Genomic DNA, 15,800 nt, shown 5'->3' with positions numbered 1-15,800 from the left:
CGGCTTGTGAAAATTGGTTTAATCGATGAAACAGGCGCCGGAGACGGCGCCTTATTACATTTAGCCGAGCGCTGGGGTTTGCAGCAGGACGATCAGGCAACGATGGCGCTGGTGTTAACCGCCGAGCACCTTGAGCTGCGTAAGCTGGATGAGCCGAAACTCGGCGGCATCTTCGTGGATTTCGTTTCGGGCGCGATGGCGCATCGGCGCAAGTTTGGCGGCGGTCGCGGCGAAGCGGTGGCAAAAGCGGTCGGCATCAAAAGCGGTTATCTGCCAGACGTGGTTGATGCGACGGCCGGTTTGGGGCGCGATGCGTTTGTGCTGGCGGCGCTGGGCTGTCGCGTCCGCATGCTGGAGCGTCATCCGGTGGTCGCGGCTTTGCTGGACGATGGTTTGCGTCGCGGCTATCAGGATGCGGAGATTGGCGGCTGGCTGCGCGATCGGCTTACGCTGCTACACGTCGTTAGCCAGCAAGCGCTGAGCGATATCACGCCCGCGCCGGATGTGGTCTATCTCGATCCGATGTATCCACATCGCCAGAAAAGCGCGATGGTGAAGAAAGAGATGCGCGTGTTTCAGTCGCTGGTCGGTGCGGATAACGATGCGGATGCGCTGCTGGAACCGGCGCGTCGGCTGGCGAAGAAGCGCATTGTGGTGAAGCGTCCGGATTATGCGCCGCCGTTAGCGGGCGTGGTGACGCAGGATGCAGTGGTTACCAAAAGCCATCGTTTTGATATTTATCCGCCGCTGGGGTAGATCGTGCGGCTATGAGAAAGGTCGCCATGAATGGCGACCCTACGGGTTACTCTTCGTCTTCGTCGCGCAGCGGAACAATTAACATGTCGATATGCACGGTGTTAATCAACTGGCGCGCCGATGACATCAGCTTGCTCCAGAAGTCCTGATGGTGACCACACACCACCAAATCCACATCATATTTCTTAATCGCATCCACCAGCACCTGGCCAAGATCGCCGCTGCCGCTCAGGGTTTCACTGATCGGATAGCCGGCATTGATCGACAGCTCTTTCAGCGCGGTGTGCGTCTCTTCAGAAATACGCTTCTGCATGTCGCCCAGATTGACGTCAATCAGCCCGGTATAGAGGTCTGAATAGTTCACATCAACGTGGATCAGCGAGATTTTTGCATCATAAGGACGGGCCAGCGAAACGGCTTTATCAACCAGCAACTGGCTTTCCGGGGAAAGGTCTACTGCAATCAGGATGTGTTTATAAGCCATGATAAAACTCCTTTCTCAAGATTCGGGGCAATCTTCCTGCTTTCACGGTAGGCGATTCCTTTGCGCGAGACGGCGATGAAGCGCCACCAACCAATTTTTCAGCCTTGCAGGCGGTTTTTGTTATGTCCTGAGTATAGCCAGAGTTGTTAACAAATGCTGCAAGCGAAAGTTCGCATGTGAGGAAGATCAAGCGTTATCGGCTTTTTCACTCGCCCTGAACGAAAATCATCGCTGGAAAAAAATTGAACAGATCTCCTACACTGAAAATAAGCGCCACTGCCGTATGAGTCGCGCACTCAGGTTCGCATAACAACAATGCAATCGACATCATTCAGTGGCTGGTTTATTTCCCGTGCGGCGTCTACAGCAATTCCCCGCTGCGTTCGACGTCGTTGCGGCTCCAGCCGGGAGGGGAACATGATCAGCACTATCGCGCTTTTTTGGGCTCTGTGTGTGGTTTGTCTGGTGAATATGGCGCGCTATTTCTCTTCTTTGCGCTCACTTTTGGCCGTTTTGCGCGGTTGCGATCCGCTGTTATATCAATATGTGGATGGCGCGGGTTTCTTCACGTCGCACGGGCAGCCGAGTAAGCAGGTGCGGCTGGTGCGCTATATCTGGGAGAAGCGCTATCACGATCATCATGACGACGAGTTCATTCGCCGGTGTGAGCGGGTGCGCGGGCAGTTTGTACTGACCAGCGGGCTCTGTTTTTTGGTGGTGGTGAGCTTGATTGCGATGGCGATCTGGCAATAAAAAAGGGCGACATCGCTGTCGCCCTCGAATATTTCTGCGCTTTGCTTAAATCAGTTTCAGTGCAATCCAGTAGAGCGCACCTGACAGCAAAATACACACCGGCAATGTGAAGACCCATGCCATAGCGATATTTTTGATGGTGCGGCTCTGCAAGCCACCGCCATCAACCAGCATGGTACCGGCCACCGACGATGACAGAATGTGCGTGGTCGAAACCGGCATACCGGTGTAACTGGCCACGCCAATCGATACTGCGGCTGTTACCTGCGCCGACATACCTTGCGCATAAGTCATGCCTTTCTTACCGATTTTCTCACCAATGGTGGTGGCAACACGACGCCAGCCAATCATGGTACCGATGCCCAGCGCCAGCGCTACAGCAACAATAATCCAGATCGGAGCGTACTCAACGGTGCCCAGCAAATCGCTTTTCAGCTTGTTGAGGAAGCGCTTATCTTCCGCGCTGGTTTCCGGCAGCTTGGCCACTTTATCCACGGTATCGGAAACGCACAGCAGCAGACGACGCATCTGGCTGCGTTGATCAACCGTCAGCTGATCGTAGCTCTGCAGATTGTTCAGCAGCAGCTGCGCACGATCGATGGCCTGCAGCGCACGGCTGCTGTCGCAATGGAACTCCTGCGGACCGCCAAGCGATTCATCTGGCGTTGGTACCACAGGCGGCGCCAGCTGCATCATGTGCGTCAGCGATTCGTTGTGCTGCTGATAATACTGCTCCAGATGATTGACTGCGTCACGGGTGCGGGTGATGTCATAACCTGACGCATTCAGGTTCACCACAAATCCCGCCGGAGCAACGCCGATCAGCACCAGCATAATCAGGCCAATGCCTTTCTGACCATCGTTAGCGCCGTGTGAGTAACTCACGCCAATCGCGGAAACGATCAGGGCAATGCGCGTCCAGAACGGTGGCTTTTTCTTGCCATCAATCTTTTCACGGTCAGCAGGCGTCATGTGGATGCGGGAACGTTTGGTGGTTCCGCTCCAGTAGCGACGCAGGATAAAGATCAGACCGCCTGCAATCACCAGACCTACAATCGGTGAAAGAATCAGGGACATGAAGATATTGATGACTTTCGGTAGGTTGAGCGCGTCAACCACCGAGGTGCCGGTCATCAGGGCGTTGGTGAGACCAATACCGATGATAGCGCCAATCAATGTGTGAGAACTGGAGGCGGGCAAACCCAAATACCAGGTGCCGAGGTTCCAGATAATCGCGGCCAGCAGCATGGAGAAGACCATGGCGAGACCGTGGGCCGAACCGACATTCAACAGTAAATCGGTCGGAAGCATGTGAACGATGGCGTACGCCACGCTCAATCCACCAAGCAAAACACCTAAGAAGTTGAAAACACCCGCCATGACAACCGCCAGTTGCGCCCGCATCGCACGGGTATAAATGACAGTCGCGACCGCGTTAGCAGTGTCGTGAAAACCGTTGATTGCTTCGTAAAACAATACAAACAGCAGAGCAAGAATCAGTAACAGGCTGGTACTGAGGTCGAGACCAGCAAACAGATGTAGCATAAACGTTACGCCATTTTGGGAGGACATGAACGCGGCGCATTATCTGCGACAACGTGCGCGATATGAAAGAAAAATATAGCTCTTTATTGTCTTAAAATTGTAATGCAGCGTATAGATTTAGCTGAAAACGGCTAAAAATTAGTGAGTTACATTATGACACATTTACGGCATTTTTTTGAAGCTGGCGCTAAAAGCCGCAAATCCCTACAATCAGCGCCTTTCGGGCAAGGCGGATAAAAGCAGTGGAAAAGTTTGACGTTATCATTATTGGTGCAGGCGCAGCCGGCATGTTCTGCGCGGCGCAGGCGGGACAATTGGGTCGTCGCGTATTGCTGCTGGATAACGGCAAAAAAGCCGGTCGCAAAATTTTGATGTCGGGTGGCGGTCGCTGCAACTTTACCAACATGCACACCGAGCCCGCAGCGTACCTGTCGCACAACCCGCATTTCTGCAAATCGGCGCTGGCGCGTTACAACCAGTGGGATTTCATCGATCTGGTCAATCGTCACGGCATTGCGTATCACGAGAAAACGCTGGGACAATTATTCTGCGATGACTCCGCGCAGCAGATTGTCGATCTGCTGTTGAAAGAGTGTGATGCCGGGCAGGTGACGCTGCGCCTGCGCAGTGAAGTGCTGAGCGTCGAGCGCGACGACAGCGGCTATACCTTACAGCTGAACGGTACTTCGGTGCAGGCCGAAAAACTGGTGATCGCCAGCGGCGGACTCTCGATGCCGGGCCTCGGCGCCACGCCGTTTGGCTACAAAGTGGCGGAACAGTTCGGCCTGAAAGTATTCCCGACGCGCGCGGCTTTGGTGCCGTTCACCCTGCATAAACCACTGCTGGAACAGCTCAACACGCTGTCGGGCGTGGCGCTTCCCACCACCATCACCGCGCAGGATGGCACCCTATTTAAAGAGGCGATGCTGTTTACCCATCGCGGCTTATCGGGCCCTGCGGTGCTGCAAATCTCCAGCTACTGGCAGCCAGGTGAATTCGTCACCATTGATTTATCACCCGCCAACTCGCTGGATGATTTCATTAATGTGCAGCGCGAGGCGCATCCCAACCTCAGCCTGAAAAACAGCCTGGCGAAGATTCTGCCAAAACGTTTGGTTGAGGTGCTGCAGGAGCTGAAGCAGATTCCTGACGTCACGCTGAAGCAGCTGAACAGCAAGCAGCAGGGCGAGCTGGTTAATACGCTGCATCAGTGGCGCGTACAGCCGAACGGTACCGAAGGCTATCGCACCGCCGAAGTGACGCTGGGTGGCGTTGACACCACCCAGCTGTCATCAAAAACCATGGAAGCGCGCGATGTGCCGGGATTGTTCTTTATTGGCGAAGTGGTGGACGTTACCGGCTGGCTGGGCGGTTACAACTTCCAGTGGGCATGGAGCTCGGCCTGGGCGTGCGCGCAGGCGCTTTAGAAGGCAATCTGTACACCCAGTTGTGTCTGCCAGTTGCTGGCACCTTCCTGACTAAGGCGATGTTGCCACTTAAGCTGGCTATTAAGCTGAACATTCTCAGTCAGCTGCCAGCCAACGTCGCCGCTAAACTCCAGGTGTTCGCCACCACGCCCTGTGCGCAAATTATCTTTATCCACCGCAACATTGCCCGCATGGCCGCTGTACTGCATATAGCGTGTTTCAAGGCCAAATTTCAGGCTATCTGTCGGGCTGAAGTCATATTTCATACCGCCAGAGAACTGCAGCTGTTTTTGCTGAGAATAACCAATATGTAGATTGTCGTTGTCATGAATATCCTTGATGCGTGCCCATTGCATGGTGGTGCCCAACATCGGCGTGAAAGCGTGTGAACCTTCTTGCCAGCGCCAGCCAACATCCACACCTATATTGGCGCTGCGGGCTTTTACCTGTGCCACTTTATCTTTTTCATCACTGCTTATATTGCCGCGATAGTGACCGAAACCAATCGGCAGAGCCAGTTGCAGGCCATGCTGCGGCTGCCAGCTCAACATCGCATTGATACCTTGAGTATCAACCTGCCCGTGGCTGTTGCCGCTGGACTGTGAAGGCTCCAGAGTGAAGTGACCTTTACTGATCGCCACACTCAGTGCCAGCTGTCGTTGCTCATCTTCCGTTAGCAATCCACGTAAGCCTACCAGCCAGCCATAGTAGTGGTTTTCACTTTGGTTGTGATTGGCTTCGCTACGATAGCGCTCATCAACGCTGAAACCCGAAATGAACAGGTTAGGGCGACCATCCCGGCCTGCAAGTTGTGCATCATAGATAAAGCGTGTTTGCAGATTTTCATCCATACCAAAGAGTGCGGCTGGCAGAGCGGCATAGGCTGGGATTTGTGGTTTAGGTCTTGGCACGAAGGGTGGCGGCGGGGAAGGTGGATTGCCATCGAGCACGGGATCGATCAGATCCGGATCGGGTGGAAGCGGAGCAATCACTGAGCTCTGCAAGCGGTAAAACCAAAATAAATGGGGCCTGCTACCGGCAAGCTTTCCCTGAAAATGCGGGCGATTGGCCGCCGGATTGAAATCATCATACCAGCTGTTTCGTGCGAAAAATTTCCCCACCATTTTTAAGCTGTCAGCGGCTGCATGTTTAGCGTTATGCAACAGCGAATCGGAATGGAGATGCTCGGATAAAGGCGCTAAAACCGGTTCGGTTGATGAGTGAGAAAGGGGGTTTACAGGAAGCGGTGGAATGTCTGAAGAAAAGGGTTTTATCTCTTTAGCATATAACGGCTCGAAGCTACAAAGTGCACCGATAGCCAGCGTCAGCTGAGTCAGGTTCATCGTATCTGGTCGATTTATTGCGAAAGGGTTTGCAACTTATAGTGACCTGTTAGTCGAGCTATTTAAGTTCTGTCTTATTTTAACGGGCAAAATGAATTGCTCGGAAGCTGATCACAGTTAACTGGTTACGTTATGGATGCGACCGGCAAAATATGTGCGGCCAGCCGAATGCTGTTACTATCGCGCGTTTCCTTTTTCCAGCGGATAAACCATTCATGTTAAAACTCAAATTCATTGTGCCGTTGCTGATTATTATCAGTGCTGCGGTTTGGTGGCTGATGCCGCATTACAGCGATGAGGACAAAGGTTATTATATCGCCATGTTCTGTACGCTGACTCACGATGGACGCGGCAATACCGCGCAGGATATGCAGCAGATTATTGAAGGCAGTAATTCAGATTACGCATTGCAGAAGATTCATTTCCAGCAGGGTTTGGCTGATCATCTGCAAGCGGTGTGGCAGGATTTGTCGCCCGAACAGCAGCAGCAAGCGCGGCAGGAAAATCTCTCCTGCCGCCGTTTGATGTCTGAGAAATTGCTGCCGGGCCAGCCGGTTCAGTGATTATTGCACTGGCAGCGCAAGTACCTGATCGGTGGTTTTAATTTCTGCGAACACATCTGCCACACCCGCCAGAGCGGCTTGCTGCAACACCTTGTGATCGACCACTTTGTTATCCCAGGTGGCTAAATCACGCGTGGCGGTGGCATCTTCCGGAATGATCACCGAATAACCCAGCGGCACGGCATCACGCGCGGTGGATGACACGCACATGTGGGTCATCAGACCGGTGACAATCAGCTGTTTGATACCCAGCGAATCCAGCTGTTTCTGTAAATCAGTGCCCACAAATGAACTTGGTGTGGCTTTGCTGATCACGCGGTCACCTTTAGCCGGCTGCAAATCCTTGTGGAACTCGGCGAAACGGCTGCCTTTGGCAAACAGCGGGCCATTCGCCTCACCCAAATGCTGCACAAAAAACACCGGCATGTTGTGTTTATGCGCGAACTCAACAATACGTTTGCTGTTTTTTAGCGCCTGCATGCCATCAGGAATCGGCATCTTGCCGCCAGGGAAATATTCATTCTGGATATCGATGACAATCACCGCGGTCTGCTTCGCGTTAAGTGAAGTTGTAGCAGTGGCGCCGCTCATGGTGCGGATGGTTGGTGCTTTTTCTGACTTAGTCTCGGCGGCGAACGCATTGCCAGAAATCGCCATCGCCAGCGCTAAGGTTCCTGAAGCGAAAATGTTTTTCATGAGTAATAATCCTTTGATGGTTTAGCGGAAAGAAGAGGCCATCGCGGCCTCCGATGGGGTGCAGTATGGCGATTTCGCCGTAAGTGAAGGAGTACAACGGATGACAAATAGCGTTCAATTTGCGCCAAAAATGCCAGGCACGGCTGCGCCCATCAAAGTGGGTATCGTGGTGTTCGATGACATCATTCCCTTCCACCTTTCGGTGCCCTGCGCGGTGTTCGAAAAGGCCGCTCAGGATGACGGCGCGTTGTGCTATCAGTTGCTGATCTGCGCCACGCATCCCGGACCGTTAAAAACCAACAGTGGCTTTTCCATTCTGGCCGAACACGGCTTAGATCAACTGGCCAATGTCGATATGGTGGTGGTGCCAAGCTGGAGCGATCCTGACGTGCTGCCACCGGCAGAATTACTGCACGCCTTGCAGCAGGCGGCGCAGCGCGGTGCGCAGGTGGTGGGTTTGTGCCTTGGTGCATTCGTATTAGGTGCCGCCGGATTATTAAGTCAGCGCCGCGCCACCACGCACTGGCGCTGGATGGCAGATTTCGAACGGCTCTATCCGGATGTGGCGATTGACCGCGACGTGCTGTATATCGACGAAGGTCAAATTGTGACCTCAGCGGGTACGGCGGCGAGCATTGATTGCTGCCTGCATCTGGTGCGCGAACAGTGCGGTGTCGATGTGGCTAACAGCGTGGCGCGGATGCTGGTGGTGCCGCCGCATCGGCAGGGCGGGCAGGCGCAATATATTGAGCAGCCGGTTTATCATTCGGCGGGCAACGATCGTTTTATGTCGGCGCTGAGTTGGGCGACAGAAAATCTGCAGCAGGCGCTCACGCTGGAACAACTGGCGGATAAAGCCTTGATGAGCCGCCGCAGTTTTACCCGGCGCTTCAATCAAACCACCGGCGGCTGTTTCAGTGAGTGGTTAGTGAATCAGCGTCTGGCACTGGCGCAGCGTTTTCTCGAGAAAACCGATCAACCAGTAGAACTGATCGCCGAGAAAGCGGGCTTCTCCTCGCCGCTGATGCTGCGCCGTCATTTCAAGAAGCAACTCAACACCTCCCCGCTGCAATATCGCAAAACTTTTCGCGGCAGATCCTGATGCCCATTTTGCGAGATGCCCCGCATCCGTCTGTACGTTACTTGTTGTACTAATTGATATTTTTCGAAATGCCGCGCAAAATACCAACAGTCACATGGTGCAACAATCGCTCGCTGAGCAAGATGTCGGCTTACGCCTCACCTCAACTCAGGAGCTTCACGGATGACACTCGCGATGATGAATACACATAAAGCTTTTAAAGCACTGCAGCTGGCCGGCGTCAGCGATCAGCAAGCCGAAGCCATGGTCGAGATCTTTACCGAGATGCAGCAGGACAATGCGTTATCTCGTGCCGATTTGATGAAGGCCGGAGAAGGCATTACAGGGAGTATTAAAGAACTGGATGTTCGACTTATCGGTGTGATTAAAGAACAGGACAAGCGACTTAATGGCACGATCAAAGAGCTTGATCTACGCCTTACTGGTGCGATTAAAGAGCTAGATGATCGGCTCAGTGGCGATATTAGAGAACTGGATGTTCGACTTACAGGTGCAATCAAAGAGCTGGATGATCGGCTGAGTGGTGCTATTAGGGAACTGGATGTTCGGCTTACAGGTGCAATCAAAGAGCTGGATGACCGGCTTAGTACGGCTATACGAGAACTGGATATTCGGCTTACTAATGCGATTAAAGATCTGGATGTTCGACTAAGTGGTGAAATAAAAGCGTTAGATGTGCGCCTGACCAGAGTCGAAGCTCGCCTTGATCGCATTGAAAAAGACATTGAGGTTATCAAAGCCGATGTCTCTGCCCTGAAAACCGATATGCGCTGGATAAAGCGTTTGTTAATGGTGATGGCCACTACGATGGTCATTGCAGCCATCAAATACATTTTCTCTTAAATTTCCTGATTGTGCGCTGCAAGTACAGTCGGCTGTACTCGTAGCGCGGCGCGATTCACATTCCCGCATACCCGTTGCCGCCAAACGCACTGTGCGCCACGTAATTTGAAGCGGCGCACACTTCTTAGAGGTTAAAACCACAACACTGCGCTCCAGATCATCAGACTGGAGTCCAGCATGTTGGAAATTACGCCTGTCCCCGCGCTGACGCGCGCCATTGCGATTCTTGACTTTATTGCCCAGCACGGACCGTGCAGCGCCGCCGAGATCATTGAAACGCTGGCGCTTCCCAAAAGCAGCGCCTATCTGCTGTTCGCTGAACTGAAAAAACAGCGTCTGATCACCATCGATCGCAACAACAACTACTGCCTGTGGACGCGGCTGGTGGAGTTTGCCGGCCATGCGTTGCAGCACATGGATATCCGCGATATCGCGCGTCCACGTCTGACGCGCTTAATGCAGCAGACCAATCTGCTGTGCCATCTCGGCATTCTCGATGGTGGCCACGCCTGTTACATCCTCAAACTCGAATCTGCCGCCACCATCAGCGTGCGCTCGCACGAAGGGAAAAGCCTGTCGCTCTATCGCTCGGGCATTGGCAAGTGTCTGCTGGCGTGGCAACGGCCTGAAGAGCAGGAACGCATCATTAGCGACATGCGCTTTGTGGCTGTGACGCCAACCTCGCTGCGCAATGCCGACGCGCTCCGCACCGAGCTGGCACGCATTCGCCGTCAGGGCTGGAGCTTTGATAACGGTGAAGATTATCCCGATGTGCGCTGCGTTGCCGCGCCGATTTTCAATGCCCGCCAGCAATTAGTTGCCGCCATTTCACTGGTCGGCACCCGACTCGAGATTGACGACGACAAACGCGATTACCTTGCTGGTCAGGTGATTGCCTGCGCCCGCGATATTTCCCGTCTGCTGGGCTGGCGTAGCCCGGCGGAAAAACACGCCTCGTAACCAGGAGAAGAGCATGTCCCTACCTAAAATTAAAACTGTCCGCGCCTACTTTGCCGGCGGCGCTACTGCTGATAAAGCGGCGGCTGGCGGCGATTATCACGATCAAGGTGCTAATCACTGGATTGACGACCACGTCGCCACGCCAATGAGCAAATACAAACAGTATGAGCAGTCGCGTCAATCCTTTGGCATCAACGTGTTAGGCACGCTGATTGTTGAAGTCGAAGCCGATAACGGCCAAACCGGTTTCGCCATTACCACCGGTGGTGAAATGGGCTGCTTCATCGTGGAAAAGCATCTCAATCGTTTCCTCGAAGGGCGCTGCGTCAGCGATATCAAACTGATCCACGACCAGATGATGAACGCTACCATGTACTACGCCGGATCGGGCGGGTTGGTGATGAACACCATTTCATGCGTCGATTTGGCGCTGTGGGATCTGTTCGGCAAAGTCACCGATCTGCCGGTCTACAAACTGCTGGGTGGTGCGGTGCGTGACGAACTGCAGTTCTATGCCACCGGCGCGCGTCCGGATCTGGCGCAGAAGATGGGCTTTATCGGCGGCAAAATGGCGGTGCAGTGGGGACCGCATGATGGCGATGAAGGTATCCGAAAAGAGGTGGCGCGCATCGCTCACTATCGCGAAACCTGCGGCCCGGATTTCTGGCTGATGCTTGATTGCTGGATGAGTCAGGACGTCAATTTCGCCACCAAACTGGCGCACGCCTGCGCACCTTATAACGTCAAGTGGCTGGAAGAGTGTTTGCCGCCGCAACAGTTCGAAGGTTACGCACAGCTGAAACAGCAAGCGCCGCAGGGCATGTTGATCACCAGCGGCGAACATCACGGTACGCTGCAATCGTTCCGCACGCTGGCAGAAACCGGCATTGATATTCTGCAGCCGGATGTGGGTTGGTGCGGCGGCCTGACCACGCTGGTTGAGGTAGCGGCGCTGGCGAAATCACGCGGCCAATTGGTAGTGCCGCATGGCTCTTCGGTTTACTCGCATCATGCGGTGATCACCTTCACCAACAGCCCATTCAGTGAATTCCTGATGACCAGCCCGGATTGCAGCACGCTGCGCCCGCAGTTTGATCCACTGCTGATCAATGAACCGGTGCCGGTTAACGGTCGCATGCACAAATCGGTGCTGGATAAACCGGGCTTCGGCGTGGAACTGAATCGCGATGGACTGAAGCGTCCTTATCAACACTAACCGCATCGGCTGCGACGACGCGTCGCAGCCGTGCGTGAGGGTTTTACCATGGATAATCTGGTGTTAAGTGCGGTTAAAAAGAACCGCGCACGTCTTATTCCTTTCATGTTGATGCTCTACGTGCTGGCGTTTCTCGACCGCGCCAACATCGGTTTTGCCAAAGAGGCGTATCAACTTGATACCGGCCTAAGTAATGAAGCTTACGCGTTAGGTGCCGGAATATTCTTTGTGGTGTACGCGCTACTTGGCGTTCCGGCCAATTTGTTGATGAAGCGATTCGGCGCGCGCAGCTGGATTGGTGGCACCACGCTGCTGTGGGGATTTCTTTCGGCGGCGATGGCGTTTGCTGATACCGAAGCTAAATTCCTGCTGGTGCGTACCTTGCTCGGCGCTGCTGAGGCGGGTTTCTTCCCCGGCATGATTTATCTCACCTCGCTGTGGTTTCCGCAGCAGCAGCGCGCCAGCGTAATGGGGCTGTTCTATATGGGCGCGCCGTTGGCGTTGACGCTGGGTTCACCGCTTTCTGGCGCACTGCTGGAAATGCACGGCGTACTGGGTCATCCCGGCTGGTTCTGGATGTTTATCATTGAAGGATTGCTGGCGGTGGCGGCCGGTGTTTTCACCTTCAGCTATATCGACGACACGCCGGCAAAAGCGCGTTTTCTCAGCGCAGAAGAGAAGCAGGCGCTGCAACGTCAGCTGGACAGCGAAGAGCAGCAAAAGCCGACTTCACATCTGCTTGATGCGCTGCGCAATGGTCGCGTCTGGCAACTCGCCATCATCTACATGACCATCCAGATTGCGGTATATGGACTGATCTTCTTCCTGCCATCGCAAGTGGCGGCGCTGTTGGGCACTAAAGTCGGTTTCCTCGCCTCGCTGGTGGCGGCGATTCCGTGGGTTGCCGCGCTGTTTGGCACCTGGCTGATTCCGCGCTATTCCGACCGCAGCGGCGAGCGTCGCCGGGTGGCGGCGTTCACCTTGCTGGCGGCGGCGGTCGGGATTGGTTTGTCCGGATTGGTTTCGCCGCTGTTGGCCATCATCGCGCTTAGCGTCGCGGCGGTGGGGTTTATTGCCGTGCAACCGGTGTTCTGGACCATGCCGACGCAGCTGCTTTCTGGTACCGCGCTGGCGGCAGGCATCGGCTTCGTTAACTTGTTTGGCGCTGTGGGTGGCTTCCTCGCGCCGTTGATTCGCGTAAATGCCGAGATGCAATTTAACAGCAGCGCCGCCGGATTGCTGGCGCTGGCGCTGATTGCCGCCATCGGTTCACTCATTATCCTCAGCCTGAAAGTGGAGCGTCAGTTGCCGCACTCTCAGCAGGCAAGTCATTGAGTAAGGAGAAGCTATGCAGGACCCATTAAAAAATCCTTTCAAAGCCGGATTGGCTAAAGGTGAAACGCAGATTGGCTTGTGGCTGAGCAGCACCTCGTCGTATCTGGCCGAAATTGCCGCCACCAGCGGCTACGACTGGTTACTGATTGATGGCGAACACGCCCCGAATACCGTGCAGGATCTCTATCATCAATTGCAGGCGGTTGCACCTTATCGCAGCCAGCCGGTGATTCGCCCGATTGAATTCCAGACCGCACTGATTAAGCAGGTGCTGGATATCGGTGCGCGCACCTTGCTGGTACCGATGATCGACAGCGCCGAGCAGGCAAAAGCGTTGGTGCAGGCGACGCGCTATCCGCCTTACGGTACGCGCGGCGTCGGAGCGGGCGTGGCGCGGGCGGCACGTTGGGGACGCGTTGAAAATTACATGGCGCGCGCCAATGAAGAGTTGTGCCTGTTGATTCAGGCCGAAAGCAAAACGGCGATTGATAATCTGGATGCGTTACTGGAAGTAGAAGGCGTTGACGGGATATTTATTGGCCCGGCAGATTTATCCGCCTCATTAGGTTATCCCGATAATGCATCGCATCCTGAAGTGCAGAAGGTGATTGAGCACAGTATTAAACGCATCCGCAGCGCAGGAAAAGCGGCCGGTTTTCTGGCAGTGAATCTTGAAATGGCAGAACGCGCCATCAGTTGGGGGGCAAACTTTGTTGCTGTCGGTGTGGATACCATGCTTTATACCGATGCGCTGGATAATCGGCTCGCGCATTTTAAAAAGCGTTTAATCGCGCCGAATAAATCGAACTACTAAATGAGTAAACGGATGGTGCGCCATCCGTTTTTCATTGATGAAATAGATCATTTAATTGAAATGAATAAGTCTGTTGACGTTAAAAGGCGTTAATAAAAGAACCGTTATTTATCAACGCATCGCACAACTGAGCCGGGGCAGAAATCTATCGTTGCGCGCTAGCGGCGTGACAATCTCTTTAGCACGTTCTGTGGCATCAAAACCCGCTTGACGACACAACACACAGGGATCGTTACTTTCACGCATTGCTTGTTTGGTTTCATCATCGAGCTGGCGCTTGCGGCAATACAGCGGCGTGCAGCCCAATACATGCTTAAACGACCGGGTAAAGGATTGCTGGCTTTCGAAATGGTATTTAACCGCCAGACTGATAATCGGCGCATTGCTGTCTTTTAAATCATTGATACAGTGAACCAGTTTCTTTTTACGAATGTAGCGTGCCAGCGTTTCATTGTGATAGCGGGCAAAGAGTTTCTGTAAATACCATTTAGAATAGCCGGACTTCAGTGCGATATCATCGATGCTTAAACGTTGATCCAGGTTAGCCATAATCCATTCGGTTACCGAATCAATTACCCCTTCATTGTATTTTTGCTGTGTCATCATAGTCCTCCATTAACACGCACAGAGTGTAATTTAATTAATCTTTCCAATCTGCAATTAATGTAAAGTTTTCTGATTATTGAATTATTTTGTTATTTGTCATCAAGACCGGTCTTGGTTTTCGTGAATTTACAGGTTTTCTTGTTGTGATGGTGTTGAATATTTATCGTAATAACGGACGTTATTATTAACTCAAATTTTTCATCGCATTGAGATGCTTAATAGTAAACGGCGTGCTTTTTGGCGGCACACTTCATCAATACTTAACGCGAATTAACGTGCCAGACTGAAGGTTTTCACTCTTGAGGAATGGCGCTATGGATTTTCGTTTCAAGCAAAAACAGTCACTTGCCGTTATTCTGGCGTCGATGGCGCTCTGTAGTACCGCCCCGGCGCTCGCTGCCAATATGTATGGCGAGCAGTTGGAAGGCTTCAACTATCCCTACCCGCTGCAGCACTTTAACTTCTCCTCGCAGCAGCAAGCGATGAGCATGGGTTATATGGATGTCAAACCTACGCAGCAGGCCAACGGCAAAACCGTGGTGCTTATGCACGGCAAGAACTTCTGCGGCGCAACCTGGGACGGCACCATCAAAGCGCTGAGCCAGAAAGGTTATCGGGTGATTGCGCCGGATCAGATTGGCTTCTGTAGCTCTACCAAACCGACTAACTATCAATACACCTTCCAGCAACTGGCGCAGAACACCCATCAGCTGTTGCAGCAGCTAGGTATCGACAACGCCATTATTGTTGGGCATTCCACCGGCGGCATGCTGGCGACGCGCTATGCGCTGATGTATCCACAGCAAACGCAGAAGCTGGTGCTGGTTAATCCCATTGGTTTAGAAGACTGGAAAGCCAAAGGCGCGCCGTGGCGCTCGGTGGATCAGTGGTATCAACGTGAACTCAAGCTGGATGCGGCGGGTATCAAGAAGTATGAACAGCAGACTTATTACAGCGGCCAGTGGAAGCCGGAGTATGACAAATGGGTCGATATGCTGGCCGGACTAAACAGCGGACCGGGCCACAAGAAAGTGGCGTGGAACTCGGCGTTAATCTACGACATGATTTTCACGCAGCCGGTTTATTACGAATTTAAAGATCTGCGCGTGCCAACCACCTTAATGATCGGTACCGCTGATACGACGGCGATTGGCAGCGATATCGCGCCGCCGGACGTGAAAGCAAAACTCGGACATTACAACGTGCTGGGCAAGCAGGTGGCGCAGCTGATTCCTGGCGCACGCTTAATCGAATTCCCCGGCATGGGCCACGCGCCGCAAATGGAAGAGCCGCAGAAGTTTAATCAGACATTAATCGCGGATTTAGCTGGCAATTAACCGTAGGGTCGCCATTCATG

General features: G+C 53.4%; 16 protein-coding genes. 11 read left to right on the top strand and 5 right to left on the bottom strand.

Going from position 1 to position 15,800, the window contains the following annotated elements:
* Positions 1–6 precede the first annotated feature (6 nt).
* The gene (gene rsmJ, locus VIJ98_RS18755) at positions 7–756 is read left to right on the top strand and encodes a 16S rRNA (guanine(1516)-N(2))-methyltransferase RsmJ (protein WP_323275451.1); all 750 of its coding nucleotides are present in this window, start codon (positions 7–9) and stop codon (positions 754–756) included.
* A 46-nt stretch (positions 757–802) separates the two neighbouring features.
* Here rsmJ and uspA read toward each other — a convergent pair whose 3' ends face one another.
* Positions 803–1,240 carry a universal stress protein UspA gene (gene uspA, locus VIJ98_RS18750; RefSeq protein WP_007889892.1) on the bottom strand — a complete coding sequence of 146 codons (438 nt, stop codon included), beginning with the start codon at positions 1,238–1,240 and terminating at the stop codon, positions 803–805.
* A gap of 417 nt (positions 1,241–1,657) precedes the next feature.
* Between uspA and uspB the strand changes: the two genes are divergently transcribed.
* Positions 1,658–1,993, top strand: a complete 336-nt coding sequence (gene uspB, locus VIJ98_RS18745; protein ID WP_008108136.1) for a universal stress protein UspB — start codon at positions 1,658–1,660, stop codon at positions 1,991–1,993.
* A 45-nt stretch (positions 1,994–2,038) separates the two neighbouring features.
* On the opposite strand, the gene pitA is transcribed toward uspB, so the two are convergent.
* On the bottom strand, positions 2,039–3,538 hold the full coding sequence (pitA, locus tag VIJ98_RS18740) for an inorganic phosphate transporter PitA (RefSeq protein ID WP_139221449.1): 1,500 nt from the start codon (positions 3,536–3,538) through the stop codon (positions 2,039–2,041).
* Positions 3,539–3,780: 242 nt separating this feature from the next.
* Here pitA and VIJ98_RS18735 point away from each other — a divergent pair, with 242 nt between their 5' ends.
* Positions 3,781–4,965 (top strand): NAD(P)/FAD-dependent oxidoreductase, encoded by a 1,185-nt coding sequence (locus VIJ98_RS18735; protein ID WP_323275447.1) that lies wholly within the window; start codon positions 3,781–3,783, stop codon positions 4,963–4,965.
* Here VIJ98_RS18735 and VIJ98_RS18730 read toward each other — a convergent pair.
* Positions 4,962–6,308: an autotransporter outer membrane beta-barrel domain-containing protein gene (locus tag VIJ98_RS18730; RefSeq protein ID WP_323275445.1), complete on the bottom strand. Its 1,347-nt coding sequence runs from the start codon at positions 6,306–6,308 to the stop codon at positions 4,962–4,964. The genes VIJ98_RS18735 and VIJ98_RS18730 overlap by 4 nt on opposite strands.
* 215 nt (positions 6,309–6,523) lie before the next feature.
* On the opposite strand from VIJ98_RS18730, the gene VIJ98_RS18725 reads away from it, so the two are divergent.
* Positions 6,524–6,871 (top strand): hypothetical protein, encoded by a 348-nt coding sequence (locus VIJ98_RS18725; protein WP_061719844.1) that lies wholly within the window; start codon positions 6,524–6,526, stop codon positions 6,869–6,871.
* Here the strand turns inward: VIJ98_RS18725 and VIJ98_RS18720 are convergent, their stop codons facing one another.
* Complete coding sequence (locus VIJ98_RS18720) at positions 6,872–7,567, bottom strand: isochorismatase family cysteine hydrolase (RefSeq protein ID WP_323275443.1); 696 nt, start codon at positions 7,565–7,567, stop codon at positions 6,872–6,874.
* 100 nt (positions 7,568–7,667) lie between these two features.
* Between VIJ98_RS18720 and VIJ98_RS18715 the strand changes: the two genes are divergently transcribed.
* The 6 genes from VIJ98_RS18715 to yfaU all read left to right on the top strand — a co-directional run bounded on the left by VIJ98_RS18715 (position 7,668) and on the right by yfaU (position 13,837).
* Positions 7,668–8,669 carry a helix-turn-helix domain-containing protein gene (locus VIJ98_RS18715; RefSeq protein WP_323275441.1) on the top strand — a complete coding sequence of 334 codons (1,002 nt, stop codon included), beginning with the start codon at positions 7,668–7,670 and terminating at the stop codon, positions 8,667–8,669.
* A 162-nt stretch (positions 8,670–8,831) separates the two neighbouring features.
* Entirely contained in the window at positions 8,832–9,512 is a 681-nt protein-coding gene (locus VIJ98_RS18710; protein ID WP_323275439.1) for a DUF1640 domain-containing protein, read from the top strand.
* A gap of 177 nt (positions 9,513–9,689) precedes the next feature.
* Positions 9,690–10,472, top strand: a complete 783-nt coding sequence (locus VIJ98_RS18705) for an IclR family transcriptional regulator (RefSeq protein WP_061719770.1) — start codon at positions 9,690–9,692, stop codon at positions 10,470–10,472.
* A gap of 13 nt (positions 10,473–10,485) precedes the next feature.
* Positions 10,486–11,688, top strand: coding sequence for an L-rhamnonate dehydratase (gene rhmD, locus VIJ98_RS18700; protein ID WP_008108157.1), 1,203 nt, complete (start codon positions 10,486–10,488; stop codon positions 11,686–11,688).
* A 48-nt stretch (positions 11,689–11,736) separates the two neighbouring features.
* Complete coding sequence (locus VIJ98_RS18695; RefSeq protein ID WP_323275437.1) at positions 11,737–13,023, top strand: MFS transporter; 1,287 nt, start codon at positions 11,737–11,739, stop codon at positions 13,021–13,023.
* A gap of 13 nt (positions 13,024–13,036) precedes the next feature.
* The gene (yfaU, locus tag VIJ98_RS18690) at positions 13,037–13,837 is read left to right on the top strand and encodes a 2-keto-3-deoxy-L-rhamnonate aldolase (RefSeq protein ID WP_323275435.1); all 801 of its coding nucleotides are present in this window, start codon (positions 13,037–13,039) and stop codon (positions 13,835–13,837) included.
* 111 nt (positions 13,838–13,948) lie between these two features.
* Here the strand turns inward: yfaU and VIJ98_RS18685 are convergent, their stop codons facing one another.
* A complete protein-coding gene (locus tag VIJ98_RS18685) occupies positions 13,949–14,440 on the bottom strand; it encodes a helix-turn-helix domain-containing protein (protein ID WP_323275869.1) in 492 nt (163 codons plus the stop codon).
* Positions 14,441–14,757: 317 nt separating this feature from the next.
* Between VIJ98_RS18685 and VIJ98_RS18680 the strand changes: the two genes are divergently transcribed.
* Positions 14,758–15,780: an alpha/beta hydrolase gene (locus VIJ98_RS18680; protein WP_323275433.1), complete on the top strand. Its 1,023-nt coding sequence runs from the start codon at positions 14,758–14,760 to the stop codon at positions 15,778–15,780.
* Positions 15,781–15,800 lie beyond the last annotated feature (20 nt).

This window comes from Pantoea sp. S18, assembly GCF_045689705.1.
GTDB lineage: Bacteria > Pseudomonadota > Gammaproteobacteria > Enterobacterales > Enterobacteriaceae > Pantoea > Pantoea symbiotica.
Note: the sequence above shows the minus strand (reverse complement) of the source record. Positions and strands in the feature narration are given on the sequence as shown.